Raw genomic sequence first — 25109 nt, forward strand, 5'->3', positions numbered from 1 at the left:
GTTTTGCTTTATTCCAGTCTATGAGGGTAAAAATGGCTACTAGCCTTTTAAAAAATCGCAAAGGCATCATTTTGGCTGGAGGCTCTGGGACTCGCCTATACCCCGTCACCCAAGCCGTTTCTAAGCAGCTCATGCCTGTCTACGACAAGCCAATGGTGTATTACCCATTAACCACACTTATGCTTGCAGGCATTCGTGAGATCTTGCTAATCTCTACGCCGCATGACACACCAAGATTTACAGAGTTACTCGGTGATGGCTCTCAGTGGGGCCTCAATATCCAATATTGCGTTCAACCCTCTCCAGATGGTTTGGCGCAAGCATTTATTCTAGGGAAGAGCTTTGTTGGGAATAATCCCAGCGCTTTAGTTCTGGGAGATAATATTTTTCATGGGCATGAGCTGGTAGGAAACTTAGCAAGTGCTGACCAGCGTCAGCACGGGGCAACAGTCTTCGCATATCACGTTACGGACCCTGAGCGTTATGGTGTAGTTGAGTTTGATCAACATTACAAGGCTAAATCCATTGAAGAGAAGCCTGCTAAACCTAAAAGTAATTATGCTGTTACCGGCTTGTATTTTTACGATAATCAGGTTTGCGACATTGCTGCCTCGATTATGCCAAGTGCACGTGGCGAGCTAGAAATTACGGATGTCAATCGTGCATATCTTACAAAGGACCAGCTCAGTGTAGAAATCATGGGTCGTGGATTTGCCTGGCTAGATACCGGCACTCACGATTCCCTACTGGATGCAGCAGGTTTTATAGCTACCCTGCAAAAACGCCAAGGTCTTATGGTTGCTTGCCCTGAAGAGATTGCATTCCGTCAGGGCTGGATTGATGCAGAAGCCGTTCATAAAGTGGCAACCCAGCTGAGTAAAAATAGTTATGGTCAGTATTTGGTCAAAATTTTGAATGAGATGAGAAGTGGTGCTCAGCCTATTTCTCTATTGCAAAAGAGGGCTAATTAATGCCCCATTCAAAGCCACATCCCAAAATTTTAGTAACACCTACCGCAATACCGGATGTTTTGGTAATCGAGCCAAAAGTCTTTGGTGATGAGCGTGGTTGGTTTACAGAATCATTTAATGCGCAAGACTTTTCTGATGCAACTGGCTTGAATATAGCTTTTGTTCAAGATAACCATTCATTTTCTCGTCAATCGACTTTGCGGGGAATGCACTATCAGTTAGAAAAGACACAAGGTAAGTTGGTGAGAGTAGTTTCTGGCGCTGTTTATGATGTGGCTGTAGATCTTAGAAAAAGTTCTCCCAGCTTTGGGAAGTGGGTTGGAGTAGAGCTGAGCGCAGACAATCACAAGCAACTCTGGATACCAGAAGGTTTGGCTCACGGGTTTTTAGTGCTTTCACCAACAGCCGAGTTCTTATATAAAACCACTGATTACTATCACCCTCAAAGCGAGGTCTGCTTGGCTTGGGATGATCCGGTAGTTGGAATTCAATGGCCTTTAGGATCAGGGGCCCAGCCGACTTTGAATGCTAAGGATGCTGCGGGCCTTTCTTGGGAAAAGGCCCCAAAGTTTGAATGAATAACTCAAGCGCTAGCCCAAAAATACTCTTGGTAAAACTATCTTCTTTGGGGGATGTGCTTCATAACCTTCCAATAGTTTGGGATATACGTTCACGTATACCTGATGCTCAAATTGATTGGGTTGTTGAAGAAGCATATGTCAATTTGCTCACCCCTCTCCTCACTAAAGATGGTTTTCGAGGAATTGATCGCATTATTCCATTTGGTTTGCGTCGTTGGAAAAAATCACTTCTAAGTGCTAATTCATGGAGAGAGTTTTTTGCCTTTAAAAATGAACTTCAAGCTGTAAGTTATGACATTATTATTGAAACCCAGGGTCTGCTGAAGTCTGCTCTTGTTTGCGCTTTTGCTAAAAAGAACTCTGGTGCTGTAGTTTCTGGATTGGCTAATGCCACAGAGTACTCAGGGTATGAGCCAATCGCACGAGCTTTTTATAATAAGTCTGCTCAAGTCCCGTTTCAGTGTCATGCTGTAGATCGGGCTCGATATGTCACCTGTTCAGCTCTAGATTGGCCTCTCATTGGGAGAGGTCAGCAGGTCCAGTTTTATCCTGCTGGCTTTGAAGGTTCCTTTGGAAATATCCATATTGCAGGACTGAAGCATCCATACATTTTGTTTTTTCATTCAACTGCTCGAGAGGCTAAGCGTTGGGTTAATGCTCATTGGGTTGAATTGGGAATCGAGCTCTCAAAATTGGGATATCAAGTTGTTCTCCCATGGGGAAATACTTCTGAGCAAACGATCAGTAATGCGCTTGCTTCTCAAATTCCAAATTCATTAGTGCCGAATGCATTTTCTATTGAAGAAGCTTTTTCAGTTATCGCAAATTCAAGTTTAGTGGTTGGTGTTGATACGGGCTTAACCCATTTGGCCGCGGTATTGAATAAACCTACTGTTGAAATTTATTGCGATTCGCCTCGTTGGAAAACAGAAGGATATTGGTCCAATAAGATTAGGAATATAGGCGATATGCAAAAACCGCCAGAAGTCAAAGAAGCTCTCGATGCTTCTTTAGGGCTACTCAACGCAGCAAAGAATTAATCGCAATTAAATCTTCGTCAGTTAAGGCCGCTGCGTGAGCCTTCAATCTGATGGCATTCAGAATGGTGTTGTATCGAGCCTGCTGCAATTGCGAGCGAGTGGTAATTAAAGTATCTAAGGCAATCAAGACATCAATATTAATTAAGGTTCCCACCTGAAAGCCTAACTTGCTAGATTCCAGCGCAGAGCTTGATGAACGCTCAGCCGCCTCAAATGCTTTTACGCTCGCTAAGCCACCATAAAAACCGGTAAATGCCGTGCGGGTATTTTGTGCGGCAGTGCGGCGTGCATTGTCGTAATTCGCTTTGGCAGCATCTACCAAAGCAGCGTTTTGTCGGATAACAGCGCTATTGAATCCACCAGATACCAAAGGAATATTCATCTGTAGGGCAACAGTATTGTTGTACACATTGGTGTTCGCAGGTGTGTAGCTATTGGGCGTGCCATTAGAAGTGTTATAGCCCGCCGTTCCAACCAAATTGATGGATGGGTAATTCAACGCCTGAGATGCGCGATAGGTGCTCTCAGCCAAGCTAACCGAAAGTTGGTTAGCCAGTACGTTAAAGTTTGCGCTTTCTGCTTGATTAATCCAGTCTTCTAAGGTTTGTCCTGGAGGCAATTGCGGGTTCACGCTTTCCGCAATAGGGTTTCCTTTGGAGTCTTTGCTCTTCGAGCGCGGATCTTTAAGAACACCATCAATTTTTGCTTCTTTAACAAGGGGGCGTAATGGTCCAACAGGATGACCAACAAGTTGCTCTAGGGCGCCTTTTTTCACTACGAGATCTGCTTGAGCGGCGATCTCTTGGGAGTTGGCTAGGTCAAGCGCGGCTTGAGCAGTATTCACATCCACAATCGTAGCTAGGCCAGCATCAAATTTAGCCTGTGCAGCATCTAACTGTTGCTTGATAAGACCTTTTTTATTGCGATATAGCTCGACATTATCTTGGCTGGTGAGCGCATCAAAATAAGCTTGAGATACCCGAATGATAAGGTCTTGCTGCGCTAAGTAAAAGCGCATATCAGCAATTTTGGTATTGAGGTCACCTTGCTTAAATGCTTCTAGCGCACCCAAATTAAAAACTGGTTGGGTGAGAGTAACCGTATAGTTCTTTTGATCGAAGACGCGCGAATTACCTGGACCAGCTGAGACTACAGTTTGACCCACGCCATGCTGGTAATAGCGTGTCCCACCAGGTGTGGCATTGGCTTGTGGTAAGAGCAAAGAAAGGCCTTGCCAGTAGAGTTCTTTGCTCGCTTGGTAATTAAACCGCGCAGCATTCAATACGGGGTCGCTAAATGCTGCGTCTTGGTATAGCTGAATCAAGTCGCTAAATTGCCCCTTCTGCGCATTTAGGGTATTGTCATTCACGCTCGATGGGGCAGCGCTCGTAGGTAATGCTGGCTTGCTTGGTGGAGGTGCAATCTGTGGCGGTTGCTCTAAACCAATTAATGATGAAGTGCTGACCGGCATCGGAAGAGCCGGCTTTGCTGCGGCATTAGGGCTTTGCGCTAGGGCTAATGGCTGCCATGAGCTAAGGCCGAGTGCCTGCCCCAGTATGAGACCGAGTACGGTCAGTCTAGAGGGGCGAAAGCGGCTTGGAGTCATTAAATTCATCAATTCTAAAAGTGCATGAAGTTTAAGGCTAAATGACCATGAGCGGTAATTTGAGCTTTATTTTGCCAAATAAGTGTTTTGCTTTGACAACCCTATAAAATTTGCCCCATGGATCTTATATTGTTACTGAAAGCGGTTATCCTGGGGGTTGTTGAGGGGCTGACGGAGTTTTTACCTATCTCTAGCACTGGCCACCTGATATTGGCTGGGGATTTACTAGATTTCAATGATGAGAGGGGTAAGGCCTTCGAGGTCATTATTCAGTTCGGGGCCATTTTGGCGGTTTGTTGGGAGTTTCGAGAAAAGCTCCTGAAAGTGGCTCTGTCACTAAATAGCAGCCCAAGCTCTCGGCGTTTCCTGCTCAATCTGATTATTGCTTCCATTCCAGCAATGGGCCTCGGATTTGTATTTGGCAAACATATTAAGGCGGTGCTTTTTTCACCGATTCCAGTCGCTAGCGCTTTTATTGTTGGGGCCTTAATTATTTTTTGGGCAGAGCGTCGTCAAGAGAAAAAAACAAATACGAATACCCACATACATTCAGTAGATGACCTATCTTATTTAGATGCCCTTAAGGTAGGTATTGCTCAATGCGCTGCCTTGATTCCGGGCACATCTCGCTCGGGTGCAACAATTATTGGTGGGATGCTATTTGGTTTGCCGCGTTCGGTGGCAACGGAGTTCTCCTTTTTTCTCGCGATCCCGGTGATTGGGGGTGCGACGGCTTATGAACTACTAAAGCTTTGGAAAAATCCGATTACTATCTCGGGGGAATTTAGTCTTGCCATTGTTATTGGATTCGTAGCTGCTTTTATTTCTGCCTTTATTTGTGTGCGTTGGTTAATTCATTATGTGGCGCATCACAATTTCATTCCGTTTGCCTGGTACCGAATCGTGTTTGGATTTTTGGTGCTAATTACAGCCTACAGTGGCGTTATTGCCTGGTCACATTAATCAAGAAAACTGGACTTTTTATGGATGTATCAATTGACGCAATTACCAACAATATCCAGTTGGCTTTAGCGCCTGTATTCTTATTAACAGCCGTTGCTACATTATTAAATGCGATCTCTGTTCGACTTGCCAGAAACGTTGACAGAATGCGTGCGATTCAAAATACGCTTTACTCAGGAGAACCTAAGGAGGGTAGAGTTTTAGAGCATATGCAACAAGAGGCGAACGAATTCAAGTTTCGAGGCCGCCTCTGTACTCTGGCGATATTTTTCGATGTACTCAGCGGTATATTGATTTCCTTGACGGTGCTCGAACTTTTCTTCTTTCAAGCGGGCGCTGTACGCTCACTGCAAACCACTTATGTTATTTGGACCTTCGTTTTAGGTCTGATATCCTTTATGACTTCTTTATCCGTCGTGTTAGCCGAGGTTGTGTATGCCTATCGATCTGCAGGCTGGAACTTTCCTAAACAATATTAAGTTTTCAGAAACTACCTTGATTAAACAAAAACTATGAACAAAATTCTCATCACTGGCGGCGCAGGTTTTCTAGGATCACACCTTACTGAAAAACTCTTAAAAGAGGGCAATGATGTTTTGGTGGTTGATAACTACTTTACTGGCTCTAAAGCAAACTTAGCTCATCTACTCCCCAATCCTAATCTAGAGTTAATGCGACATGATGTGACATTCCCGCTCTATGTAGAAACAAATCAGATTTACAACCTAGCTTGCCCAGCCTCTCCAGTCCACTATCAATACGACCCTGTACAGACGACCAAGACGAGTGTCCATGGCGCGATTAATATGCTGGGCCTAGCCAAAAGAACCAGGGCTCGCATCCTCCAAGCCTCTACAAGTGAAGTCTATGGTGATCCAGAAGTGCATCCACAACCAGAGGAGTATTGGGGAAGAGTTAATCCAATCGGTATTCGCTCTTGTTATGACGAAGGTAAACGTTGCGCAGAAACCCTCTTTTTTGACTACAACCGTCAACACGATCTTGATATCAAGGTCGTCCGCATTTTTAATACTTATGGCCCGCGCATGCATCCGAATGATGGCCGAGTCGTGAGCAACTTCATTGTGCAAGCATTGCAGGGCAAAGACATTACTATTTATGGCGATGGTCAACAAACCCGCAGCTTTTGCTACGTCGATGATTTGATTGAAGCCATGGTAAGAATGATGAATTCAGAGAAGGGTTTTACTGGTCCAGTCAATATTGGCAATCCCGGTGAGTTCACCATGCTGCAATTGGCCGAGACTGTTCTTAGACTTTCTGGCAGTAAATCTAAGATCATCCATCAACCCCTACCATCGGATGACCCCAAGCAGCGTCAGCCTAATATTGATTTAGCTAAGGCAAAACTTGGTTGGGAGCCAAAGGTCAATTTAGAAGATGGGCTCAAAGAAACGATTGCATACTTTAAAAAGGTTGTAGCTTAAGTTGACTCAGGAAGGAGTTCATAAAGAGGAAAAGCGGTTTGAGCGTATTCGCTCTTTCGTTTTAAGGGCTGGAAGAACAACTGCTGGTCAACAGCGTGCTATTGATGAGTTGGGTCCAAAATTTCTCATTTCATATGAGGGTAAAACGCTTGATCTAGTGAGTGCGTTTGGGGGCTCAACAAAACCGAAGATTTTAGAAATCGGTTTTGGTATGGGTGAGTCCACCGCTAAGATTGCTGCTTTAAGAAGCGAAGAAGACTTCTTGGCAATTGAGGTTCATCTTCCTGGTGTAGGGGCACTATTAAAGTTGATTGGAGAAAATAACCTCACTAACTTGCGCCTCATTCGTCATGATGCGGTTGAAGTTCTAGAAAACATGATTGCGCCCGAATCTTTAGATGGAATTCATATTTATTTTGCCGACCCATGGCATAAGAAACGCCATCATAAGCGTCGCCTTATTCAAGAAAAATTTGTGAAGCTACTGGCATCACGTCTCAAGGCAGGTGGTTATCTACATTTGGCGACAGACTGGCATAACTATGCAGAGCAAATGCTCTTAGTGATCAATGCCGAATCAGCTCTACAAAATACCTCCAGCCAGCAGATTAAGATCGAAACATTTACCACCGAAGATGTAGCTTCACCAGAAGAGCTTGCAAAAGGTCTAAATGAATTCAAACCCACCATTGAGCAGTTGAGCATGGAGCACTTAGGTTATGTGGAACGGCCGAGCTACCGCCCACTAACGAAGTTTGAAAATCGTGGCATTAAGCTGGGCCACGGCGTCTGGGACTTGGTCTATAAAAAAGTAAGTTTCTAAGTTTTCTACTTACAAACCAACACAGACATACTTCATTTCTAGATATTCATCCATGCCGTAGACACTGCCTTCACGGCCGAGACCAGATTGCTTTACGCCACCAAAAGGAGCTACCTCATTGGAGATGAGGCCGGTGTTCACTCCGACCATGCCGTAATCTAGTGCTTCAGCCACCTTCCAGATCCGTCCAATATCACGGCTATAGAAATAAGAGGCCAAACCAAATTGGCTGTTATTGGCGAGTGCGATTACTTCTTCATCAGTTTCAAATGGAATAACCGGAGCAACGGGGCCAAAGGTTTCTTCATAAGTAATCAGCATTTGATTAGTCACATTTGAAAGAATGGTTGGCTCATAAAAGTTTTGTGATGCGACGCTTTTCTTGCCACCCGCTACAAGTTTAGCTCCTTTACCCAGCGCATCTGCAACATGCTTCTCCACTTTCTCGAGAGCAGCAGTTTCAATTAGAGGACCTTGAGTGACTCCTTTTTCCATGCCGTTACCAACTTTGATTGTGGCAATAGCTTTGGCAAATTTTTCAACAAATTGATCTTGTACTTTTTTGTGGACATAAAAGCGATTTGCGCAAACACAGGTTTGTCCGGAGTTTCTGAACTTGGATGACATGGCGCCACTCACTGCAGCATCAATATCGGCATCTTCAAACACGATAAATGGGGCATGCCCTCCAAGCTCGAGAGCTAGTTTTTTAACGGTCGGGGCGCATTGTGCCATCAAGATGCGGCCAACTTCTGTCGAGCCGGTAAAGGAGAGGTGGCGTACGGTTGGGGAGGCGCAGAGCGTTTTGCCGATCGCAATTGACTGATCGGCGTCTGCAGTCACAATATTGATAACACCATCTGGAATCCCGGCACGTTTGGCGAGCTCTGCTAAAGCGAGAGCCGAGAGCGGCGTCAGTTCAGCGGGTTTGATCACAATGGTGCAGCCTGCAGCTAGAGCGGGTGCAATTTTGCGAGTAATCATCGCAATGGGAAAATTCCAAGGGGTAATGGCGACACAAACACCGATGGGTTGCTTTAACACCATCATGCGCTTATCGCCCCAAGTAGTAGCAGGGATAGACCCCGAAACCCTTTTGGCTTCCTCTGCAAACCATTCTACAAACGAGGCGCCATAAACTACTTCACCCGCAGCTTCCGCTAGAGGCTTGCCTTGCTCTAAGGTCATCAAAGTAGCTAGGTCTTGTGTATTTTCAATAATGAGGTCAAACCATTTGCGTAGGATGATTGCGCGCTCTTTACCCAGTTTGTTGCGCCAAGCAGGTAAAGCTTCCTCAGCTGCTTTGATAGCTTCTTCGGCAACCTTATTGCCCAAATTGCTAACCGTGGCAATTAGCTCATCGGTAGCTGGATTAGTAACATTAAAAGTTTCTGTAGAGTTAACCCATTGACCATTAATAAAAGCCTGCTCTTTAAATAAGCTGGAATCTTTTAAAAGACTGCGGATATCTGTTTTTTGCATGATGAACTCTTCCGTTTTGGGTGTATGCACTATTCAGAATGATTTTATCCCCATAAAGAAAAAACCTCACAAGCATTACCCTGTGAGGTTCGTTAGCTTTAGCACCCTGTAATAGAGTTTAGTCAGCTTTTGTTTCTGAGATGCGGAGTTTCTGTGCCAAGAGATCTAAGACGCCATTGACATATTTATGGCCATCTGTGCCGCCAAAGGTTTTGGCAAGCTCCACAGCTTCGTTGATCGCCACTTTATAAGGTACGGATAAGTCGGCAGCAAGTTCGTAAGCGCCAATCAGTAGGGCGGCATGCTCTACGGGGGATAGCTCATTAATGGGTCTATCAAGTGCCGGGGTAATAATGGCCTCGAGTTCGTCAGTACGTTCAAGTACACCTTGAAAAATACAATTGAATAGATCGAGTTGGCAACGCTTAAATGCCGGATCTTCAGCCAATTGTTTGGCGATTGCAGGGCCATTTGGAAGGCTGCCTGCTCGACGGACAACCAAGCTTTGATACACGCCTTGAAGAGCGTATTCACGAGCGCGACGACGCGGCGTTAGAGAGCGCTTAGGTGCGGCAGATTTAGTGTTATCTCCATCTTTACTAGATTGTGATGGATTCAGAGATGATTTAGTCATGTTGATTATTACTCTTTACCATCATTCATTTCAAAATCAATATCGGGGGTCAGCGCTAATGCAAGATTAGCCATCTCCACAACAGCTTTGGCACAGTCAGCGCCTTTCACATTGACGCGGACAGCCGCTTGCTCATCAGTATCACATGTGAGAACGCCATTGGCGATTGGTAAACCAGAGTCGATGGAGATGCGAGTAATGCCTGAGGCGGATTCGTTCGACACTAATTCAAAGTGATAGGTTTCGCCGCGAATCACTGCACCCAAGGCAACTAATCCATCGAATTCACCTGTTTCTGCAAGCTTTTGAAGAGCAAAGGGAATCTCTAGCGCACCAGGAACAGTCACAAGCTTAATGTCTGACTGAGAGACGCCCAATGCAATCAATTCACCAATACAAGCATTCGTGAGTGCAACACAATGATCTTCATTAAAACGAGCCTGCACAATGCCGATGCGCAAATCTTGACCATTGAGGTCTGCCTCTAACACACTTACTGCGTCATTGTTTGAAATAGTCATGATGATCTTTTGATGGGATTGGTTTTAATTAGGTTCTTGCCAGCACTCTTATTTGGATTCATAAGGAAGATATCCAGTAACTTCAAGCTTATATCCAGAGAGGCTTGGTACGGGACTTGGATTTGCTAGTAAACGCATTTTTCCGACGCCAATATCTTTGAGAATTTGAGCACCAATACCATAGCTACGGAAATCAGTTTTGCGTGTAAGGGGCTTTTTTACTGCATCGGTTGGCTGATTCAGTTTTTTGAATTGCGCTAGCCAATCTTGATCATTTGGCGCGGCAATACCAGATGCATTCAGCAAAACTGCGACTCCTGCTGAAGCAGCGGCAATCTCTTGTAGTGCTTGTGCCAATGGCCAGGAATGGGTGCTGACCTGAGAGTCTAAAAAATCTAAAACGGTTACAGGCTCGTGAACCCGAACTAGCGTTTCTTGTGATTCGGATGGCTTGCCGTGAATAAGCGCAATATGGATACATGAACTTGGTGTATCGCGATAAATAATGCCTTCAAACTTGCCCCATGGAGTGATGAATTCACGAACACCTTCTCGAACAACAATACTTTCATGTTGACTACGATATTTGATTAAGTCGGCAATACTACCAATTTTGAGTTGATGTTCTTTTGAAAACTCGAGCAAGTCTGGCAAGCGCGCCATACTGCCATCATCTTTCATAATTTCGCAAATCACCGCCGTCGGAGAGCAGCCCGCCATAGCGGCAAGATCACAACCTGCCTCTGTATGACCAGAGCGAATTAATACACCACCCGGTTGCGCCATTAGCGGAAAAATATGACCAGGCTGCACTAAGTCGCTGGGCTTGGCATTAGGGGCTACGGCAGTCTTAATAGTGAGGGCGCGATCTGCTGCAGAAATACCCGTCGTGACACCAGTGGCCGCCTCAATCGAAACGGTGAAGTTGGTTCCCATGGAGGTGCCGTTATCACGCACCATCAACGGTAAATTAAGCTGCTGGCAACGTTCGCGGGTCAAGGTAAGGCAGATGAGTCCGCGACCGTGTTTAGCCATGAAATTAACTGCTTCTGCGCTGACATGATCGGCGGCCAACACTAGATCACCTTCGTTTTCACGATCTTCTTCGTCCACCAGAATGACCATGCGGCCAGCACGAAGCTCGGCAATGATTTCTTCTGTGGGGGAAAGGGTATTTGGCATAGCTCTGTATTTTAAGCTGAGCAGGCGATTATCGTTAGTCTCCGACGGCATTCTTCCGCTTTTCAGACAGCAAGAGCCTCTGTAGCCTGTTTTATTTCCATAAGGGGCCCTAGAAAATGGGGTATGCACCTTACCAAACCAAATGCCGTAGATGGATTTGTCTTACTTGAGGTTTTAGTAGCTATGAGTCTCATTTTGGGCGTTTGGATGACTTCCATTAGTGCTTATCAAGGATTAGCTCTTTGGTTTAAACAACAGGGGAGTAAGCGTTCTGAATTGAGAAGAAACCTTGATACCTATGAGCTAGCTGAACAGCTTAGAGCTAATGCTATTCAACATATTCTTTTAAATCCCTCCAATATTTCTTCTAAGGATACGAAGAATGAATCTTCTCGATTGTCTAGTCGGAATCGCACTTTGCACCCTACTACTAAATCCACTGCTAAAAATCAGCGCTGATTTGTGGGCTAAACAAATGGAATATGAAAAATCTCAAGCTCTCACATCAGAAGCGGAGCGCGCATTGGAGTTGATTGGGCGCGCCATTCGGATGGCAGGCTATCGAAATGTGAAATCAGTTCAAGAGATTGGAAGCAAGAAAAATATCAAAAATTCAATTGAGATTCAGAAGGATGCTGGTTATCAGGGATCTGATTCTTTGCTTACGAGACATGAGTTATCGGAAGGAATTGATTTTGATTGCATCGGAAATGTATTAACGAGCGATCGCACAAAACATAACTTAGCCTTGCAAGGTTTTCTGGTCGAAAGGCAAGCTGGCTTACCAAAGGGAATGAAAATTAATGGTGGCTCGCTAATGTGTCAGTCATTAGATCGTCAGGGCCGAATACAAAACACTACCCTGATGAACGGTATTAATCACTTAAACATTGATGAACTAAACCCCTCTATAAACCAGATCCAGAGGGTCTTTAGGATTAAACTGGAAATGACCGATGGAGCTTCTTTGCAGAAGGCATTCACGCGCATCTTCACCACCAGAAATCTTCCATGATTTTGACTTGGGTGATATCACTATTACTTTTGTGTACGTCTCTCATTATTTATCTTGAGAGATTAACCAGTCTGCGTGTGCTTGAGATAAAAACGATTGAGTATGCACAAGAGCGATTTATGTCTGCAGAAAGATCAGTTCTTGAATGCGAAGCAAATATTACTAATGTATCTGCATTAATCGAAAATCACTGCTTCATTCAGTCTGTAGGAAAGGGCCTATGGCTGATTTCTAGTAAAGAAAAACCGAGTATTCACATACATGTTTTGGTAGATGAAAAATCAGGTGCGGTTACCCGCCTAAATTGGCGTCAAGCATTTGAATAATATGCATCAATCTGAGTCGGGGGCAAGCTTGGTAGAACTAATGGCGGTGATGTTGATTATTGCTATTGCCGCAACTGTCACGATGCCACTGCTGCAACAGCAGATTGCCACTCGCGAAATCGAATCAGTCGCCAGAAGATGGATTGCTCACGCTCAATTTGCACGTCAGCATGCATTGCACTTGGGTGAGTCTATAAGGCTTGAGCCAATGTTGGATGGCAAGTGGGACAGTGGGTGGCTTATTAAAAGTGGTTGTTTAAGTAAATTCAGCAAGCCTGATTGCGTGAGCAAAGTATGGCTTTCTCAAGGGAGAGTTGACCCCATCTTTTTTCGGGGTGGGGGCAGATACTTTATGGATCCCCATACGGGCAAAACTGGAATTCTGTTTAATGCTGCAGGGGCTGCTAAAACAGCTCAGGGCGGTTTTGTTGCCAATCGTCTGGTATTGGGCCACCAAAGGTATCCGGGCTTAGAGCGCCAGCTGATATTGGGCAGTGGTGGGCGTTGGCGAATCTGTGACCCTGCCAGAGATACAAAGCGTTGCCATTGAATGGTTTAATAGATGCATGTATACCGCTGTTGATTACAAATGGATGGGCGAGGCATTAGCCGAGGCTCAGAAAGCACTCTATTTGTCCAACCCCAATCCTCGGGTGGGCTGTGTCATTGTGAAAGATGAGCAAGTCATAGGCCGAGGATTTACACAGCGTGTTGGCGGCCCTCATGCAGAAGTCCAGGCGCTGGCAGATACCAAAGCGAATGGAAATGATCCAACAGGCTCAACTATCTATGTGACTCTAGAGCCGTGTAGTCATACTGGACGTACGCCGCCTTGTGTGGATGCATTGATCGCTGCAAAGCCAGCTAAAGTGATTGCAGCAATGAGCGACCCAAATCCATTAGTTGCCGGAAATGGTCTTCAGAAGTTAAAGGTTGCTGGTATTGAAGTGCAATGCGGCTTGATGGAGTCTAAAGCAAGGGAGCTTAATCGCGGATTTATTTCTCGAATGACTCGAGGTCTACCTTGGGTGCGTTTAAAGATTGCTGCAAGTCTTGATGGAAAAACCGCCTTACCCAGTGGCGAGAGTCAATGGATTACTGGACCAAAGGCAAGAGCTGATGGCCATCACTGGCGAGCCCAAGCCTGTGCAATTGTGACTGGCGTTGGTACTGTTAAGGAGGATGATCCCACTCTCAACGTGCGCGATGTTGAAACACAACGCCAGCCTTGGCGAATTATTGTGGACTCCAAGCTAGAGACGCCACCCAATGCGAAGATTTTGGAAAATATTGACCAATCCGGTGTCATCATTGTTTGCGCAAACTTGGATAGTCCAGAGAGCCAAGAAAAAGCAAAAGCTTTTAAAGCAAGAGGTATTGAGGTCGTTGCAATAGCTAATGCTTTTGGAAAGGTGGATTTACCTAAACTTTTTGCATATCTTGCTCAAGAGCGCGAGATGAATGAAATCCATATCGAGGCTGGCTTTAAGCTGAATGGTTCGATGTTGCGAGAGGGTTGCGTAGATGAGTTATTGCTTTACTACGCACCATTCCTGATGGGCGAGGGCATTGGTATGGCTAATGTCTCTGCCTTGGCTTCATTAAGTTCGCGCCAAGACTGGCAAGTCATAGATCAGAGCTTGATTGGCGATGAGTTCAGGATTAGGCTGATGAAGCGTTAATTAAATTGAAGATACAAACTAAAATCACCATATGTTTACTGGAATTATTACTGCCGTAGGTCGAATTAAAAGCGCTCAAGCTAAAGGCGATGGCTTGCACTTAATCGTTGAGGTGCCCTCAGGTTATTTGGATGATGTAGCCCTTGGCGATAGTATTGCCATTCAAGGTGCTTGCATGACAGCGACGCAATTCAATGGCAATACTTTTGCTTTGGATATTTCTCGCGAGTCTCTTAATAAAACGGTTGGACTTGATCAAGTTGGCCCAGTTAATCTAGAAAAGGCACTGCGTTTAAATGATCGACTTGGAGGCCATCTAGTTAGCGGCCACGTAGATGGTATTGGTAAGGTAGCCCACTTTGCCCAAGTTTCTCAAGATGCTCATGGCTCTTGGTTATTGAGAATTGAAGCGCCAAAAGTGTTAGCACCATTTTTAGCCTACAAGGGCTCTATCGTTGTGAATGGTGTATCGCTCACTGTCAACAAAACAGAAGACACTACTCAAGCTTGCATTGTCGATATCAATTTAATTCCGCATACCTTGCAAAGTACTACTCTTGGTAATCTGAAGCAGGGAGATGCGGTCAATCTTGAGGTAGACCTCATAGCGCGTTATGTTGTGCGTATGCTTGAGGTAAAAACATATGCAAACTAAAGGCTGAATTATTTTCTTTTTAAAGCTTGTTGGTAGACTAAGTCTTGATTTCTTTTGCCGACTGCGGTGACTAAAATGACCAGACGATGGTTAATCACCTCATATACAAGTCGATATCCAATAGTTCTAAGCTTGATCTTATAGAAACCGTCTAAGTCGCCACGAAGTTTTGCTGATGCAACTCGCGGATTAACCAATCTTTTTTCTAGCTGCTTTTTAAACTGTTCGCGTGTTGAGCTATCTAATTTTTGCCATTCTTTCAGCGCTTGAATATGAAACTCAAGACTAAAGCTGCTAAAGCTTTACCTTCACTGTTTTGCCGCCTTTGCGTTCTTTGATGGTTTTAATTAAGGTAAGGTCATCAATTAATTCGAGCAAAGCTTCATATGCTTTCGCTGACAATAAATAGGCCTCGGGTCTATTATGATTTAAGACGGCCACGGGCAAATCACCAGCTATCTCCATGATTTTGCTAGGATTTCTTCTTAAATCGGTCATGCTTACCGTAGTTTTTGCATGAATTGTTTGCGTGATGCTCATATATAAATGCCCATTATTTAGTGCATTATAAAGCACTTTTTTCCATTATCAACTGCTAAAAAATAAGCCTTTTGCAACCACAGGTTTCATAGGAGGGGGATGTCCTAGCGATAACGCGTAGGATCACTCACATTAGCCTGTTTAAAGCCGGCCTGTCTTAGTCTGCAAGATTCACATTCACCACAGGCTTCACCCAAATCGTTTGCTTGATAGCAAGACACAGTTTGTGAGTAATCAACCCCAAGCGTGTTGCCTAGCTGAATAATTTCTGCTTTGGTGAGGTTGATGATGGGTGCGTGAACACGAAAGCGATTTTCATTGTTGGAGGCTTCTACCCCAGCCTTAGTCGCTAAGTTGGCCATCGCTTCAAACGAGGCGACATATTCAGGACGACAATCTGGGTAGCCTGAGTAATCTACCGAGTTTGCGCCATAGAAAATATCTAGTCCGCCGAGTGCTTCTGCCCAGCCCAAAGCAAGTGACAGCAAAATCGTATTGCGTGCAGGCACATAAGTGACTGGTATCTCTTGATCTTTGCCTGGGGTGGTCGGAACTGCAATAGAGGCATCAGTTAGGGCGGAGCCACCAAAGCGGGTTAGGTCTAAATGAACGACCTCATGACGAGCAACACCCACTTTCTTCGCGATATGTTTTGCTGCAGCCAGCTCAGAGGAGTGACGTTGCCCATAACCCACTGAAAGCGCATAGGGTGTGTACCCCAAATCTTTTGCAAGTGCTAAGACGGTTGTGGAGTCTAGACCACCCGAAAAGAGAATGACTGCAGGTGCGCCCAGTTTACGTGGTGCAAGATTCTCAAAAGCGGCAGACAGCTTAGACATGAAGGCGTAAGTGTCTACTTTGTAGCAGCTAGAAGCTGTTGAGCATCTTTCGCTGCTTCAGTATCTGGATATTTAGCAATAATGTCACTAAAGGTTTTCTTGGCAGCTGCTTTGTTACCGCTCTCTAATTGAGAATTTCCCAAAGTAACCATCGCTGCAGGAATGCGCGGATGGTTTGGGTATTTTTTAATCAAACTTTGTAATTGGCTGATGGCCCCAGCGTAATCCTTATTGGCATACTTGCTATTACCACTCCAGTAAAGTGCGAGAGGCAGATATGGGCTCTTAGGGTATTTGGCAGTGAAAGCAGCAAAACCATCTTCAGCCTTTTTTAGATTGCCTGCCTGGAATGCTTTCAATGCATCATCGTAAGCTTTCTTTTCACCAGGCTGGACAGTGCCACTCACACCTTCGATCGTAACAGTGCGCGGTTCAAAATTACCTAAGCGTGTATCGAGATCTTGGTAGTACGTTTTCTGACTGGTCGAAATGTCTTCACCCTGCTTCTCAAGCTCTTCCACTTTTCCTCGTAGCTCTGCATTCTCAGTTTTGAGTTTGTCGATCTGGCTTTGGAGCTCAAGTTGAGTGGTAGCTAGTGACTTACGCAAATCCAAAATGGCCTTGCGAGCCTCATCGTCTGAGAATAGCGCCCAAGCACTATTGGAAGCGCATAAGCAAAATAGGGCGGCACTTAAACAAAACGCTCGTGAGAGCGTTTGTTTGATGATGTGTGAAGAGTTATTCATTTAGTTTGTAATGTAAACAATATCAGCGCGGCGATTTTCAGCCCAGGCTGCTTCGTTATCGCCTTCTGCCTTAGGTTTTTCTTTACCAAAGCTGACGGCTTCCATTTGATTGTCTGATACACCCATCAAGTTCAATGATTTACGAACTGCATCGGAACGACGTTGGCCTAGTGCGAGGTTGTATTCAGCGGTACCGCGATCATCGGTATTGCCTTGAATGATGATCTTTTGATTTGGATTTGCTTTTAAGTAGCTAGCGTGAGCCGATAGCATCTTTTGGTATTTAGTTTGTACTGTGTACTCATCAAATCCGAAATACACACTCTTCTCAAAGAGTGGGCTCTTAGGATCATTCCATGGCTGTGAGCCGAAGCTGCCACTGCCGCCAGCTCCATTAGCGCCGTCAGTGTCATCTAGTTTCACGCTTGAACAAGCCGCCATTAAAAAAGTAGTAATACCAATGATGGCTAAGGTTGCTGCACGGCGTGCGATAGAAACAGTCATGATTTTCCTTTTCCAACAAACTCAGTGATGAAGTTGATATGTAATTCAGAGGGCATGCAGCCCATACCCAATATTATGCCCTTAGGAGCATCAAAAATGCCTATTTCACCCTCAAAAAAGGTGTTTTAGTCCATGAAAGGACCCCAGGATGGCTGACGGACATCAGATCCTGGAATGCTCAACACTTGCTTAGAGTTGCCATCAACCGATACTGCCGCCAAGGCACGCTTGCCGTTGACCTTGGTTGAATAAAGGACGTAGCGACCGTTTGCGGCAAAGGATGGGGATTCATCACTGGTGCCATCGGTTAATGCCTGAGCATCACCAGTAGCAAGGTTCAGAATATACAAGCGATATGCGCCACCGACATTAGCTATGTAGGCTAAGTATTTTCCATCTGGTGAGATGCGCGGAGAGGTAACGAAGCCTTGTTTAAAGGTGACGCGTTTAGCGCCCTCTACTTGCTCTCCATCGGCACTCATGCGATAGATCTGTGGATTGCCACCGCGATCACTCGTGAAATAAATATAGCGACCATCTGCAGAATATTGTGGTTCGGTATCAATGGTATTGCCGCGAGTTAAACGATGTAATCCGGTGCCATCTGCATTGATGCCATAAATTTGGGTATTGCCATCTTTCGATAATGAGATCGCTAATTTCTTACCATCAGGTGACCAAGCGGGAGCGCTATTGTTCCCTTTCTGATTAGATAGAGAAATGCGGCGACCAGTTGCTAGTTCATGAACGTAGATGACTGGTTTGCGATCTTCGAAAGAAACATAAGCCACTTTCTTGCCATCAGGCGACCATGATGGAGAAATGATTGGCTCGCCACTATTCATCGCGTTGCGAATATTTTGACCATCCGCATCAGAAATCACCAGGCGATAGCGCTTACCGTCTTTGATGACATAGGACAAGCGAGTCGAGAAGACACCACGCTCACCTAGCAATTTATAAATAATGTCATCGGCAATTTTGTGGGCGGCTGCGCGTAAATTATCAGCGCTAGAGTTGATATTGAGGCCACCTAGACTTTGCGATTTGCGAATATCAAATAATTTGTAATGAATCTCAAACTGGCCATTACCGGTTTGCACGACCGAACCAACTACTAGTGCATCAGCACCACGAGCAGCCCATGATTTGTAGTTAGGTATACCGTCATCACCTTCAACAGCATTACCGTTTTCAGTATTCTTGAAGTAACCACTGCGAGCTAAGTCTTGACGAATAATTTCTGTAACGCTGGTTGGCAGCTTTGTTTCATCTTTGAAGCGCATGACTGCGATAGGGTAGAGGGATTGGCCCACACCGGTAATTTCGATATTCATTTGCGCGCAGGCTGGGCTGATAAAACTCAAAGTCGAAATAGCAATAGCAACGCCAGTCCAACTGAATTGACGAATCATGGTTTTGAATAACTGCAGCATGCTTAAGCCTTATTAGTCTTTCGGTTTAAAGGTCAATTTCACTTCGCGTTGTGGAATTTTGCCATTGTCGTCTTTTGGCAAGCTCTCGGCACGAGATAGGGCTAAAAGTACCGCACGATCCCAGGCAGGATTACCACTAGAAGTGAGTATGCTTGTACTCAGAATAGCGCCATCGGGCGCGAGGCTCACTTGTATCACAGCTGCTGGATTTCCAGTAACAGATTCTGGATTGAAAACTATCAGCGGTTTTACCTTTTTAATGACCTTATCCGTCCAGCCTGGGGGTGCGTTGCCGCCACCACCAACACCGCTACCTGATGTGCCACCGCTACCACCCTCAGCTCCAGCAGCAGCTCTGAGTCTAGCCAATTGATCTGCACGGACTTTTTCAGCGGCGGCATTCGCTTTCGTTTCTGCGGGCGATTTTGCTTCTACCTTTTTAGTTGGCTCTACCTTCTTAGGAGCTTCCTTTTCTTTCTCTTTTGGAGGAGGTGGTTTTACCGCTTTTGGTTTTTCTTTAACCACCTCTTTCTTAGGCGGTTCTTTTTCCACCTTCTTTTTCTTGACAGCAATATCAGCCGCTTCTTCTTTGACTACGCTTTTCACCTCTGGCTCGGGTGGCGTTTCAACTTGAGGTGTGGAGTCCCAGAGTTCCACCTCAACGCCAGATGGTGTGGAGTTATTCCAACTGATACCGATGACTAAAAAAGCAAGCAACCCCAAATGCGCGATTAGCGAAAATGTAAAGGCACGTTTCGTGCTCTCTTGTTTGGTCAATCGCCCCCTCTTGAATGGCGAGGGGGATGATTGAAAAGTGGCTGCGCTATTCATGGACAAATGAAATAGGTGAAATGGGCCAAGATCCTATTGACTCTTCACTGCAAGGCCAACGCGTTTGACACCATTTTCTTTAAGCTTAGACATGACATTCATCACTGTCTCATACTTAATCGATTTATCTGCAGCAAGAACAACCGGTTGTTCAGCCGATTTTTCAGCTTGAGTTCTAGCAAAGGCCCCAAGTTCAAATGGAGTCAGTGTTTGAACGGGTTCGCCATCTTTGCGCACGATAACGTTTTCATTGGCATCGATGGTTAAAAAGACGGGTGGTAGTGCTTGAACCTTGGCGCCACCAACAGTGGGCAGATTCACTACGCCCGGATTGACCATGGGGGCAGTCACCATAAAAATGACCAACAATACCAACATCACATCAATGTAAGGTACGACATTGATCTCAGCCTTGGCACGGCGTTTGGATTTGCGCAGAGAAGAGCTAGCCATGCTGATACTCCTTAGCGACCCGAAGTTTGACGTTGCAAGATGTTGGTGAACTCTTCAATGAATGTTTCAAAACGAATGGCTAAGCGATCTACATCCGTTGCTGCGCGGTTGTAGGCAACCACCGCAGGAATCGCTGCAAATAAACCAATCGCAGTAGCAATCAAGGCTTCAGCAATACCAGGAGCAACCGCAGAGAGGGTTGCATTTTGTACATTTGCTAAACCGCGGAAAGAGTGCATGATTCCCCACACTGTGCCAAAAAGGCCGATGTAAGGTGAGACGGAACCTACGGATGCCAAAAATGGCAGGTTCGCTTCCAATGCGTCCATCTCTCTTTGGTAAGTCGCTTTCATTGCCCTGCGAGCAGCATCGATTTCATGAACTTTCATGAACTCTTGCATGCCGGCCTCGAAGATGTGTTCAAGAACGGCATCGCTGCGAGTGTTGCGCTGGGCTGCTTCTAAAAGAGTGTTCAGATCACCGCCAGACCAAAAATCGCGCTCAAATCGGTCCGTATCTTGGCGAACCCCCCGCAAAATGGCGGTTTTCTTGAAAATAATGGTCCATGAGGCTATGGACATCCCAATCAATAACACCATTACCAACTGCACTAATAGGCTGGCATTGAGGACAAGGGATAGAAAAGAGAGGTCTTGTGTAGTAGTCATGGCGGATTTTGTATGATGTAGGTTGATTTTACTTACTTAATGGAATAACCCAATTCCGAGTTAGTTCATTACCCAACACCCTAGGATTTTTATCATGTTTGACCGCCAGAACACCTTAGCCAAAATTGACCCCCAGTTATGGGAAGCCATCCAGAATGAAAACAAGCGTCAAGAAGACCATATTGAGCTGATTGCTTCTGAGAATTACACCTCTCCAGCGGTTATGGCAGCTCAAGGCTCTCAATTGACCAATAAATATGCTGAAGGCTATCCAGGCAAGCGTTACTACGGTGGCTGTGAATTCGTGGATGTTGCGGAGCAGTTAGCGATTGATCGCGTGAAAGCTTTGTTTGGTGCTGAGGCAGCAAACGTGCAACCCCATTGCGGCGCTTCCGCAAACCAAGCAGTTTTCTTGGCGTTCCTAAAACCAGGCGACACCTTTATGGGAATGAGTTTGGCTGAGGGTGGTCACTTAACACACGGTATGGCATTGAACATGAGTGGTAAGTGGTTTAACCCAATCGCATACGGTTTGGATAAAAATGAAGAAATTGATTATGAGCAAATGGAGCGTTTGGCTCGTGAGCACAAACCCAAATTGATCATTGCAGGCGCATCTGCTTACTCCAAAAAAATTGATTTTGAGCGCATTGGTAAATTAGCCAAAGAAGTGGGCGCGATCTTTATGGTAGATATGGCGCACTATGCAGGTTTGGTTGCTGCAGGCGTGTATCCAAATCCAGTGCCGCATGCGGATATCGTGACTTCCACTACTCACAAGAGCTTGCGCGGCCCACGTGGCGGCATCATTTTAATGAAGGCTGAGCATGAGAAGGTTATTAACTCTGCAGTTTTCCCTGGTTTGCAAGGTGGTCCGTTGATGCATGTGATCGCTGCTAAAGCGGTAGCTTTTAAAGAGGCTCAAGAGCCTGCATTTAAGGATTATCAAAAACAGGTTGTTGCAAATGCAAAAGCATTGGCAGAGACCTTAATCTCTCGTGGCTTACGTATTGTTTCTGGCGGCACAGATTCTCATGTGATGTTGGTAGATTTGCGTGCAAAGAACATGACCGGTAAAGAAGCTGAACGTGTTCTAGGCGAGGCTCATATCACTTGTAACAAAAACGGTATTCCGAATGATCCAGAAAAGCCAATGGTCACTAGTGGTATTCGTTTGGGATCACCAGCGATGACAACGCGTGGTTTTAAAGAAGCTGAAGCAAGACAGGTGGGTAATTTCATTGCGGATGTTTTGGATAATCCAAATGATCCTGACAATATTGCCAAGGTACGCGCTCAAGTCGCGGAGTTAACTAAGCGCTTTCCTGTTTACGGTTAACTTAATAAGCAAGAGCAAGTAACAACAATAAATAACGAATGCGCTGCCCTTTTTGCCATAACGACGATACCCAGGTTCTAGATACCCGGGTATCTGACGAGGGTGATACCATTCGCCGTCGTCGCCGTTGTGCCAAGTGCGATAAGCGTTTTACGACTTATGAACGGGTTGAGCTTGCATTGCCGGCAATTGTTAAAAAGAACGGCAGTCGCGTTGAATACAGTCACGACAAATTAGCAAGCTCAATCAAGTTGGCCCTAAGGAAGCGCCCTGTTTCGTCAGATTCTGTTGATGAGTCTATTGCTCGCATTGAAGAAAAATTACTGAGTTTGGGTGAAAAAGAAATTCCGAGCGAGCGTGTAGGTGAGTTGGTAATGCGCGAGCTTAAGCGTCTTGATAAGGTTGCTTATATTCGCTTTGCTTCTGTATACCGAAGCTTTGCAGACATCGAATCTTTTGAAAGTGCCTTGAAAGAGCTCAAATAGATTTTCGGCCTTAGCTCTTCGATACTTCTGATCATCTACCTTTCATTTTAAGAATGACTATTTTGGGAAAACGGCTTTGTGTATACTGTAACCAATTGATTACAATTTGGGGATGTATGAAATTCGTAAAACAGTTGACTTTGAGATATGGCTTGCAAGCATTCGTGATCCACTGACACGGGGTCGATTATTTGCAAGACTTCGTAAAGTATCTCTTGGGAATTTTGGGGATGTGGCTCCCATATCGGATGGTGATGGAATTTGGGAAATGCGTGAGTATTTTGGTGCTGGTTGGAGAATGTATTACATACAACGCAGAAAAGTAATTATCTTAATGTTGGGTGGCGGCTATAAGTCAACGCAAAAAGCTGATATCAAGAAAGCAAAGCAATTACTTCAAACTCTGGAGGGCTAAATGAAAAGTATGAAAAAGATAAAAATAAAAGATTTGCCTGAGTTTGATGTAGTTGATTATTTAAAGACTGAAAAAGATATCGCCGCGTATCTGACAGCAGTGCTGGAGGATGGCGATCCTGCCCTATTTGTTGCGGCAATTGGCGATATAGCAAAAGCAAAAGGAATGACCGAGATAGCAAAAAAAAGTGGCGTTACACGAGAATCCCTTTATAGGGCATTAAAAATTGAGGCACGACCTCGTTTTGAGACTGTCGCCAGAGTCATACATGCACTTGGTATGAAACTGAGTGTGCATGCTTAATCATTAAAAAAGGGACTGCAATTGCAGTCCCTTTTATCGACAAACTGTTTAAAGCAGAGCTTACTTTAATGCTGCAAAGATAGAAGTCGTAATGTCTTCGACGCTACCAGTGCCATTCACTTTTCTATAAGCTGGCGCTTTCACTTTGTCAGTGGGGCTCGTTTGAGCAGCCCATGAAGAATAGTACTCAACCAGTGGGCGCGTTTGGCTATCGTAAACCTGCAAACGCTTGCGAACAGTTTCTTCTTTGTCGTCATCGCGCTGAATGAGGGGTTCGCCAGTGACATCATCTTTGCCTTCCACTTTGGGAGGATTAAATTTGATGTGATACGTACGGCCTGATGCAGGATGAACACGACGCCCACTCATACGATCAATAATGGCATCAAATTGGACATCGATTTCTAAAACGTAATCAATCGGCACGCCAGCATCTTTCATGGCCTGTGCTTGAGGAATGGTTCTAGGGAAACCATCAAATAAATAACCTTTACTACAATCAGGTTGGGTCAGACGATCCTTAACCAAGCCGATGATGATGTCATCGGAAACCAAGCCACCAGCATCCATAATTTTTTTAGCTGCAACGCCTAGTTCGGTTCCTGCTTTTACAGCAGCGCGCAACATGTCGCCAGTAGAAATTTGCGGAATACCAAATTTTTCACAAATAAATTGAGCTTGTGTGCCTTTGCCAGCACCCGGTGCACCGAGCAGAATTAACCGCATTTTTTTCCCCTTAGAAGAGCAGTCATTGTCCCGTATTTTGTCGGGATCATAGATATATGGTTCTAAGGATTATCCCCGAGAAACTCACTGCGATCCCTAAAAGAAGTGGGTAAATTGTGTTTAGGAGGCCTTAAAGGCGCCTCTAACGCGTTCTAAGTCTTCTGGGGTGTCTACTCCGGCGGGTGGGGTCTGATCGGCGATATGAACCGCAATTCGGTAGCCGTTCCAAAGTGCCCTAAGCTGTTCAAGAGCTTCTGCTTTTTCTGGCGGGGCTGGATCAAGCCGGGTATAGGCTTGTAAAAATTCCGCCCGATAAGCGTAGATGCCCAAATGGCGCAAATGCGGCGAAGGTGTAGTTTTATTTTCTTCTCCAGCATCTCTCACAAAGGGGATTGGTGCTCTCGAGAAATACAGCGCTTCACCAGCCCGATTCAAAACCACTTTAACCACATTCGGATTTTGAATATCTAGCTCATCATCAATAGGTACCGCAACAGTGGAAATAGCGCAATCTTGATGATCGGCTAGGGTTTGAGCAACTTGATTAATCAGTTCTGGTGGAATGAGTGGTTCATCACCTTGCACATTTACCACTAAAGCATTGTTTGGTAATTTGAGCAATTGAGCTACTTCAGCAAGACGGTCTGTACCAGTGGGGTGATCTTCGCTGGTAAGTAAGCATTCAATACGATGCTCATCACATACCGCTTGAATCTCAGGAGAATCTGTTGCAACCACCACGCTTTGCGCAAAGGATTTTTTGGCTTGCTCAGCAACTCTAACAACCATCGGTTTACCGCCAATGTCCGCAAGGGGCTTGCGAGGTAGTCGTGTTGAGCCGAGTCTAGCTGGTATGACAACTAAAAAATCAGGAGATCCAGATTTGCTCATATCA

33 protein-coding genes are annotated in these 25109 nt (G+C 45.2%); 17 read left to right on the forward strand and 16 right to left on the reverse strand.

Features of this window, described 5'->3' with window-relative positions:
- Positions 1-32 precede the first annotated feature (32 nt).
- Genes rfbA through waaC form a run of 3 tightly spaced genes read left to right on the forward strand, consistent with a single transcriptional unit; the run spans position 33 to position 2592 of the window.
- A complete protein-coding gene (rfbA, locus tag NHB35_RS01355; RefSeq protein WP_353432583.1) occupies positions 33-971 on the forward strand; it encodes a glucose-1-phosphate thymidylyltransferase RfbA in 939 nt (312 codons plus the stop codon).
- Positions 971-1549: a dTDP-4-dehydrorhamnose 3,5-epimerase gene (gene rfbC, locus NHB35_RS01360; protein ID WP_353432584.1), complete on the forward strand. Its 579-nt coding sequence runs from the start codon at positions 971-973 to the stop codon at positions 1547-1549. Before rfbA ends, rfbC begins: the two co-directional genes overlap by 1 nt.
- Positions 1546-2592, forward strand: a complete 1047-nt coding sequence (waaC, locus tag NHB35_RS01365; RefSeq protein WP_353432585.1) for a lipopolysaccharide heptosyltransferase I — start codon at positions 1546-1548, stop codon at positions 2590-2592. The genes rfbC and waaC overlap by 4 nt, the downstream gene beginning before the upstream one ends.
- Here waaC and NHB35_RS01370 read toward each other — a convergent pair.
- Positions 2573-4198, reverse strand: a complete 1626-nt coding sequence (locus NHB35_RS01370; RefSeq protein WP_353432586.1) for a TolC family protein — start codon at positions 4196-4198, stop codon at positions 2573-2575. The genes waaC and NHB35_RS01370 overlap by 20 nt on opposite strands.
- Positions 4199-4315: 117 nt before the next feature.
- Between NHB35_RS01370 and NHB35_RS01375 the strand changes: the two genes are divergently transcribed.
- The 4 genes from NHB35_RS01375 to trmB are packed head-to-tail and all read left to right on the forward strand — an operon-like array spanning position 4316 to position 7432.
- Positions 4316-5161 (forward strand): undecaprenyl-diphosphate phosphatase, encoded by an 846-nt coding sequence (locus NHB35_RS01375; RefSeq protein ID WP_353432587.1) that lies wholly within the window; start codon positions 4316-4318, stop codon positions 5159-5161.
- Positions 5162-5181: 20 nt separating this feature from the next.
- Positions 5182-5640 carry a DUF2721 domain-containing protein gene (locus tag NHB35_RS01380; RefSeq protein WP_353432588.1) on the forward strand — a complete coding sequence of 153 codons (459 nt, stop codon included), beginning with the start codon at positions 5182-5184 and terminating at the stop codon, positions 5638-5640.
- 33 nt (positions 5641-5673) lie between these two features.
- Positions 5674-6609: a UDP-glucuronic acid decarboxylase family protein gene (locus tag NHB35_RS01385; RefSeq protein ID WP_353432589.1), complete on the forward strand. Its 936-nt coding sequence runs from the start codon at positions 5674-5676 to the stop codon at positions 6607-6609.
- Position 6610: 1 nt separating this feature from the next.
- Complete coding sequence (gene trmB / locus NHB35_RS01390) at positions 6611-7432, forward strand: tRNA (guanosine(46)-N7)-methyltransferase TrmB (RefSeq protein WP_353432590.1); 822 nt, start codon at positions 6611-6613, stop codon at positions 7430-7432.
- Positions 7433-7441: 9 nt separating this feature from the next.
- Here the strand turns inward: trmB and NHB35_RS01395 are convergent, their stop codons facing one another.
- From NHB35_RS01395 to ribBA, 4 genes are all read right to left on the reverse strand, one after another.
- On the reverse strand, positions 7442-8914 hold the full coding sequence (locus NHB35_RS01395; protein ID WP_353432591.1) for an NAD-dependent succinate-semialdehyde dehydrogenase: 1473 nt from the start codon (positions 8912-8914) through the stop codon (positions 7442-7444).
- Positions 8915-9032: 118 nt separating this feature from the next.
- A complete protein-coding gene (gene nusB / locus NHB35_RS01400; RefSeq protein ID WP_353432592.1) occupies positions 9033-9548 on the reverse strand; it encodes a transcription antitermination factor NusB in 516 nt (171 codons plus the stop codon).
- An 8-nt stretch (positions 9549-9556) separates the two neighbouring features.
- Positions 9557-10069 (reverse strand): 6,7-dimethyl-8-ribityllumazine synthase, encoded by a 513-nt coding sequence (gene ribH, locus NHB35_RS01405; RefSeq protein WP_353432593.1) that lies wholly within the window; start codon positions 10067-10069, stop codon positions 9557-9559.
- Between the two features lie 48 nt (positions 10070-10117).
- Positions 10118-11251, reverse strand: coding sequence for a bifunctional 3,4-dihydroxy-2-butanone-4-phosphate synthase/GTP cyclohydrolase II (gene ribBA / locus NHB35_RS01410; protein WP_353432595.1), 1134 nt, complete (start codon positions 11249-11251; stop codon positions 10118-10120).
- 123 nt (positions 11252-11374) lie between these two features.
- On the opposite strand from ribBA, the gene NHB35_RS01415 reads away from it, so the two are divergent.
- The 6 genes from NHB35_RS01415 to NHB35_RS01440 are packed head-to-tail and all read left to right on the forward strand — an operon-like array spanning position 11375 to position 14929.
- Entirely contained in the window at positions 11375-11710 is a 336-nt protein-coding gene (locus tag NHB35_RS01415) for a hypothetical protein (protein WP_353432596.1), read from the forward strand.
- A 16-nt stretch (positions 11711-11726) separates the two neighbouring features.
- Entirely contained in the window at positions 11727-12266 is a 540-nt protein-coding gene (locus NHB35_RS01420; RefSeq protein WP_353432598.1) for a hypothetical protein, read from the forward strand.
- Positions 12263-12592 (forward strand): hypothetical protein, encoded by a 330-nt coding sequence (locus tag NHB35_RS01425; protein WP_353432599.1) that lies wholly within the window; start codon positions 12263-12265, stop codon positions 12590-12592. The genes NHB35_RS01420 and NHB35_RS01425 overlap by 4 nt, the downstream gene beginning before the upstream one ends.
- A gap of 1 nt (position 12593) precedes the next feature.
- Entirely contained in the window at positions 12594-13142 is a 549-nt protein-coding gene (locus tag NHB35_RS01430) for a GspH/FimT family pseudopilin (RefSeq protein ID WP_353432600.1), read from the forward strand.
- A 16-nt stretch (positions 13143-13158) separates the two neighbouring features.
- Positions 13159-14274 (forward strand): bifunctional diaminohydroxyphosphoribosylaminopyrimidine deaminase/5-amino-6-(5-phosphoribosylamino)uracil reductase RibD, encoded by a 1116-nt coding sequence (ribD, locus tag NHB35_RS01435; RefSeq protein ID WP_353432603.1) that lies wholly within the window; start codon positions 13159-13161, stop codon positions 14272-14274.
- Positions 14275-14305: 31 nt separating this feature from the next.
- Positions 14306-14929, forward strand: a complete 624-nt coding sequence (locus NHB35_RS01440; protein WP_353432604.1) for a riboflavin synthase — start codon at positions 14306-14308, stop codon at positions 14927-14929.
- An 8-nt stretch (positions 14930-14937) separates the two neighbouring features.
- Here NHB35_RS01440 and NHB35_RS01445 read toward each other — a convergent pair whose 3' ends face one another.
- From NHB35_RS01445 to tolQ, 9 genes are all read right to left on the reverse strand, one after another.
- Complete coding sequence (locus NHB35_RS01445; RefSeq protein ID WP_353433365.1) at positions 14938-15201, reverse strand: type II toxin-antitoxin system RelE/ParE family toxin; 264 nt, start codon at positions 15199-15201, stop codon at positions 14938-14940.
- A 22-nt stretch (positions 15202-15223) separates the two neighbouring features.
- On the reverse strand, positions 15224-15469 hold the full coding sequence (locus tag NHB35_RS01450) for a type II toxin-antitoxin system prevent-host-death family antitoxin (RefSeq protein WP_353432605.1): 246 nt from the start codon (positions 15467-15469) through the stop codon (positions 15224-15226).
- Positions 15470-15573: 104 nt separating this feature from the next.
- Entirely contained in the window at positions 15574-16263 is a 690-nt protein-coding gene (gene queC / locus NHB35_RS01455; protein ID WP_353433366.1) for a 7-cyano-7-deazaguanine synthase QueC, read from the reverse strand.
- Positions 16264-16322: 59 nt separating this feature from the next.
- Positions 16323-17054 carry a tol-pal system protein YbgF gene (gene ybgF, locus NHB35_RS01460; protein WP_353432606.1) on the reverse strand — a complete coding sequence of 244 codons (732 nt, stop codon included), beginning with the start codon at positions 17052-17054 and terminating at the stop codon, positions 16323-16325.
- Complete coding sequence (pal, locus tag NHB35_RS01465; protein WP_353432607.1) at positions 17055-17558, reverse strand: peptidoglycan-associated lipoprotein Pal; 504 nt, start codon at positions 17556-17558, stop codon at positions 17055-17057.
- Positions 17559-17683: 125 nt separating this feature from the next.
- On the reverse strand, positions 17684-18994 hold the full coding sequence (gene tolB / locus NHB35_RS01470; protein WP_353432609.1) for a Tol-Pal system beta propeller repeat protein TolB: 1311 nt from the start codon (positions 18992-18994) through the stop codon (positions 17684-17686).
- Positions 18995-19006: 12 nt separating this feature from the next.
- Positions 19007-19771, reverse strand: a complete 765-nt coding sequence (tolA, locus tag NHB35_RS01475; RefSeq protein ID WP_353432610.1) for a cell envelope integrity protein TolA — start codon at positions 19769-19771, stop codon at positions 19007-19009.
- 87 nt (positions 19772-19858) lie between these two features.
- Positions 19859-20278 carry an ExbD/TolR family protein gene (locus NHB35_RS01480; RefSeq protein ID WP_353432611.1) on the reverse strand — a complete coding sequence of 140 codons (420 nt, stop codon included), beginning with the start codon at positions 20276-20278 and terminating at the stop codon, positions 19859-19861.
- An 11-nt stretch (positions 20279-20289) separates the two neighbouring features.
- Positions 20290-20946, reverse strand: a complete 657-nt coding sequence (gene tolQ / locus NHB35_RS01485) for a protein TolQ (RefSeq protein WP_353432612.1) — start codon at positions 20944-20946, stop codon at positions 20290-20292.
- A gap of 94 nt (positions 20947-21040) precedes the next feature.
- Here tolQ and glyA point away from each other — a divergent pair, with 94 nt between their 5' ends.
- The 4 genes from glyA to NHB35_RS01505 all read left to right on the forward strand — a co-directional run bounded on the left by glyA (position 21041) and on the right by NHB35_RS01505 (position 23488).
- Positions 21041-22285 (forward strand): serine hydroxymethyltransferase, encoded by a 1245-nt coding sequence (gene glyA / locus NHB35_RS01490; RefSeq protein ID WP_353432614.1) that lies wholly within the window; start codon positions 21041-21043, stop codon positions 22283-22285.
- A gap of 38 nt (positions 22286-22323) precedes the next feature.
- The gene (nrdR, locus tag NHB35_RS01495; protein ID WP_068947890.1) at positions 22324-22770 is read left to right on the forward strand and encodes a transcriptional regulator NrdR; all 447 of its coding nucleotides are present in this window, start codon (positions 22324-22326) and stop codon (positions 22768-22770) included.
- Positions 22771-22882: 112 nt separating this feature from the next.
- Positions 22883-23185, forward strand: a complete 303-nt coding sequence (locus NHB35_RS01500) for a type II toxin-antitoxin system RelE/ParE family toxin (RefSeq protein ID WP_353432615.1) — start codon at positions 22883-22885, stop codon at positions 23183-23185.
- Positions 23186-23488, forward strand: a complete 303-nt coding sequence (locus NHB35_RS01505) for an addiction module antidote protein (RefSeq protein ID WP_353432616.1) — start codon at positions 23186-23188, stop codon at positions 23486-23488.
- Positions 23489-23548: 60 nt separating this feature from the next.
- Here the strand turns inward: NHB35_RS01505 and adk are convergent, their stop codons facing one another.
- Positions 23549-24214 (reverse strand): adenylate kinase, encoded by a 666-nt coding sequence (gene adk, locus NHB35_RS01510; RefSeq protein WP_353432617.1) that lies wholly within the window; start codon positions 24212-24214, stop codon positions 23549-23551.
- Between the two features lie 120 nt (positions 24215-24334).
- The gene (gene kdsB / locus NHB35_RS01515) at positions 24335-25105 is read right to left on the reverse strand and encodes a 3-deoxy-manno-octulosonate cytidylyltransferase (RefSeq protein WP_353432618.1); all 771 of its coding nucleotides are present in this window, start codon (positions 25103-25105) and stop codon (positions 24335-24337) included.
- Positions 25106-25109 lie beyond the last annotated feature (4 nt).

Origin of the sequence: Polynucleobacter sp. MWH-UH23A, from assembly GCF_040409805.1 — a bacterium.
GTDB lineage: Bacteria > Pseudomonadota > Gammaproteobacteria > Burkholderiales > Burkholderiaceae > Polynucleobacter.

Bases quoted from the DNA above. Each gene is read 5' to 3' on its own strand.
- rfbA (WP_353432583.1), top strand. From the start codon at position 33: ATGGCTACTAGCCTTTTAAAAAATCGCAAAGGCATCATTTTGGCTGGA.
- rfbC (WP_353432584.1), top strand. From the start codon at position 971: ATGCCCCATTCAAAGCCACATCCCAAAATTTTAGTAACACCTACCGCA.
- waaC (WP_353432585.1), top strand. From the start codon at position 1,546: ATGAATAACTCAAGCGCTAGCCCAAAAATACTCTTGGTAAAACTATCT.
- NHB35_RS01370 (WP_353432586.1), bottom strand. From the start codon at position 4,198: ATGACTCCAAGCCGCTTTCGCCCCTCTAGACTGACCGTACTCGGTCTC.
- NHB35_RS01375 (WP_353432587.1), top strand. From the start codon at position 4,316: ATGGATCTTATATTGTTACTGAAAGCGGTTATCCTGGGGGTTGTTGAG.
- NHB35_RS01380 (WP_353432588.1), top strand. From the start codon at position 5,182: ATGGATGTATCAATTGACGCAATTACCAACAATATCCAGTTGGCTTTA.
- NHB35_RS01385 (WP_353432589.1), top strand. From the start codon at position 5,674: ATGAACAAAATTCTCATCACTGGCGGCGCAGGTTTTCTAGGATCACAC.
- NHB35_RS01395 (WP_353432591.1), bottom strand. From the start codon at position 8,914: ATGCAAAAAACAGATATCCGCAGTCTTTTAAAAGATTCCAGCTTATTT.
- nusB (WP_353432592.1), bottom strand. From the start codon at position 9,548: ATGACTAAATCATCTCTGAATCCATCACAATCTAGTAAAGATGGAGAT.
- ribH (WP_353432593.1), bottom strand. From the start codon at position 10,069: ATGACTATTTCAAACAATGACGCAGTAAGTGTGTTAGAGGCAGACCTC.
- ribBA (WP_353432595.1), bottom strand. From the start codon at position 11,251: ATGCCAAATACCCTTTCCCCCACAGAAGAAATCATTGCCGAGCTTCGT.
- NHB35_RS01415 (WP_353432596.1), top strand. From the start codon at position 11,375: ATGCACCTTACCAAACCAAATGCCGTAGATGGATTTGTCTTACTTGAG.
- NHB35_RS01420 (WP_353432598.1), top strand. From the start codon at position 11,727: ATGGAATATGAAAAATCTCAAGCTCTCACATCAGAAGCGGAGCGCGCA.
- NHB35_RS01425 (WP_353432599.1), top strand. From the start codon at position 12,263: ATGATTTTGACTTGGGTGATATCACTATTACTTTTGTGTACGTCTCTC.
- NHB35_RS01430 (WP_353432600.1), top strand. From the start codon at position 12,594: ATGCATCAATCTGAGTCGGGGGCAAGCTTGGTAGAACTAATGGCGGTG.
- ribD (WP_353432603.1), top strand. From the start codon at position 13,159: ATGTATACCGCTGTTGATTACAAATGGATGGGCGAGGCATTAGCCGAG.
- NHB35_RS01440 (WP_353432604.1), top strand. From the start codon at position 14,306: ATGTTTACTGGAATTATTACTGCCGTAGGTCGAATTAAAAGCGCTCAA.
- NHB35_RS01450 (WP_353432605.1), bottom strand. From the start codon at position 15,469: ATGAGCATCACGCAAACAATTCATGCAAAAACTACGGTAAGCATGACC.
- ybgF (WP_353432606.1), bottom strand. From the start codon at position 17,054: ATGAATAACTCTTCACACATCATCAAACAAACGCTCTCACGAGCGTTT.
- pal (WP_353432607.1), bottom strand. From the start codon at position 17,558: ATGACTGTTTCTATCGCACGCCGTGCAGCAACCTTAGCCATCATTGGT.
- tolB (WP_353432609.1), bottom strand. From the start codon at position 18,994: ATGCTGCAGTTATTCAAAACCATGATTCGTCAATTCAGTTGGACTGGC.
- NHB35_RS01480 (WP_353432611.1), bottom strand. From the start codon at position 20,278: ATGGCTAGCTCTTCTCTGCGCAAATCCAAACGCCGTGCCAAGGCTGAG.
- tolQ (WP_353432612.1), bottom strand. From the start codon at position 20,946: ATGACTACTACACAAGACCTCTCTTTTCTATCCCTTGTCCTCAATGCC.
- glyA (WP_353432614.1), top strand. From the start codon at position 21,041: ATGTTTGACCGCCAGAACACCTTAGCCAAAATTGACCCCCAGTTATGG.
- nrdR (WP_068947890.1), top strand. From the start codon at position 22,324: ATGCGCTGCCCTTTTTGCCATAACGACGATACCCAGGTTCTAGATACC.
- NHB35_RS01500 (WP_353432615.1), top strand. From the start codon at position 22,883: ATGTATGAAATTCGTAAAACAGTTGACTTTGAGATATGGCTTGCAAGC.
- NHB35_RS01505 (WP_353432616.1), top strand. From the start codon at position 23,186: ATGAAAAGTATGAAAAAGATAAAAATAAAAGATTTGCCTGAGTTTGAT.
- adk (WP_353432617.1), bottom strand. From the start codon at position 24,214: ATGCGGTTAATTCTGCTCGGTGCACCGGGTGCTGGCAAAGGCACACAA.
- kdsB (WP_353432618.1), bottom strand. From the start codon at position 25,105: ATGAGCAAATCTGGATCTCCTGATTTTTTAGTTGTCATACCAGCTAGA.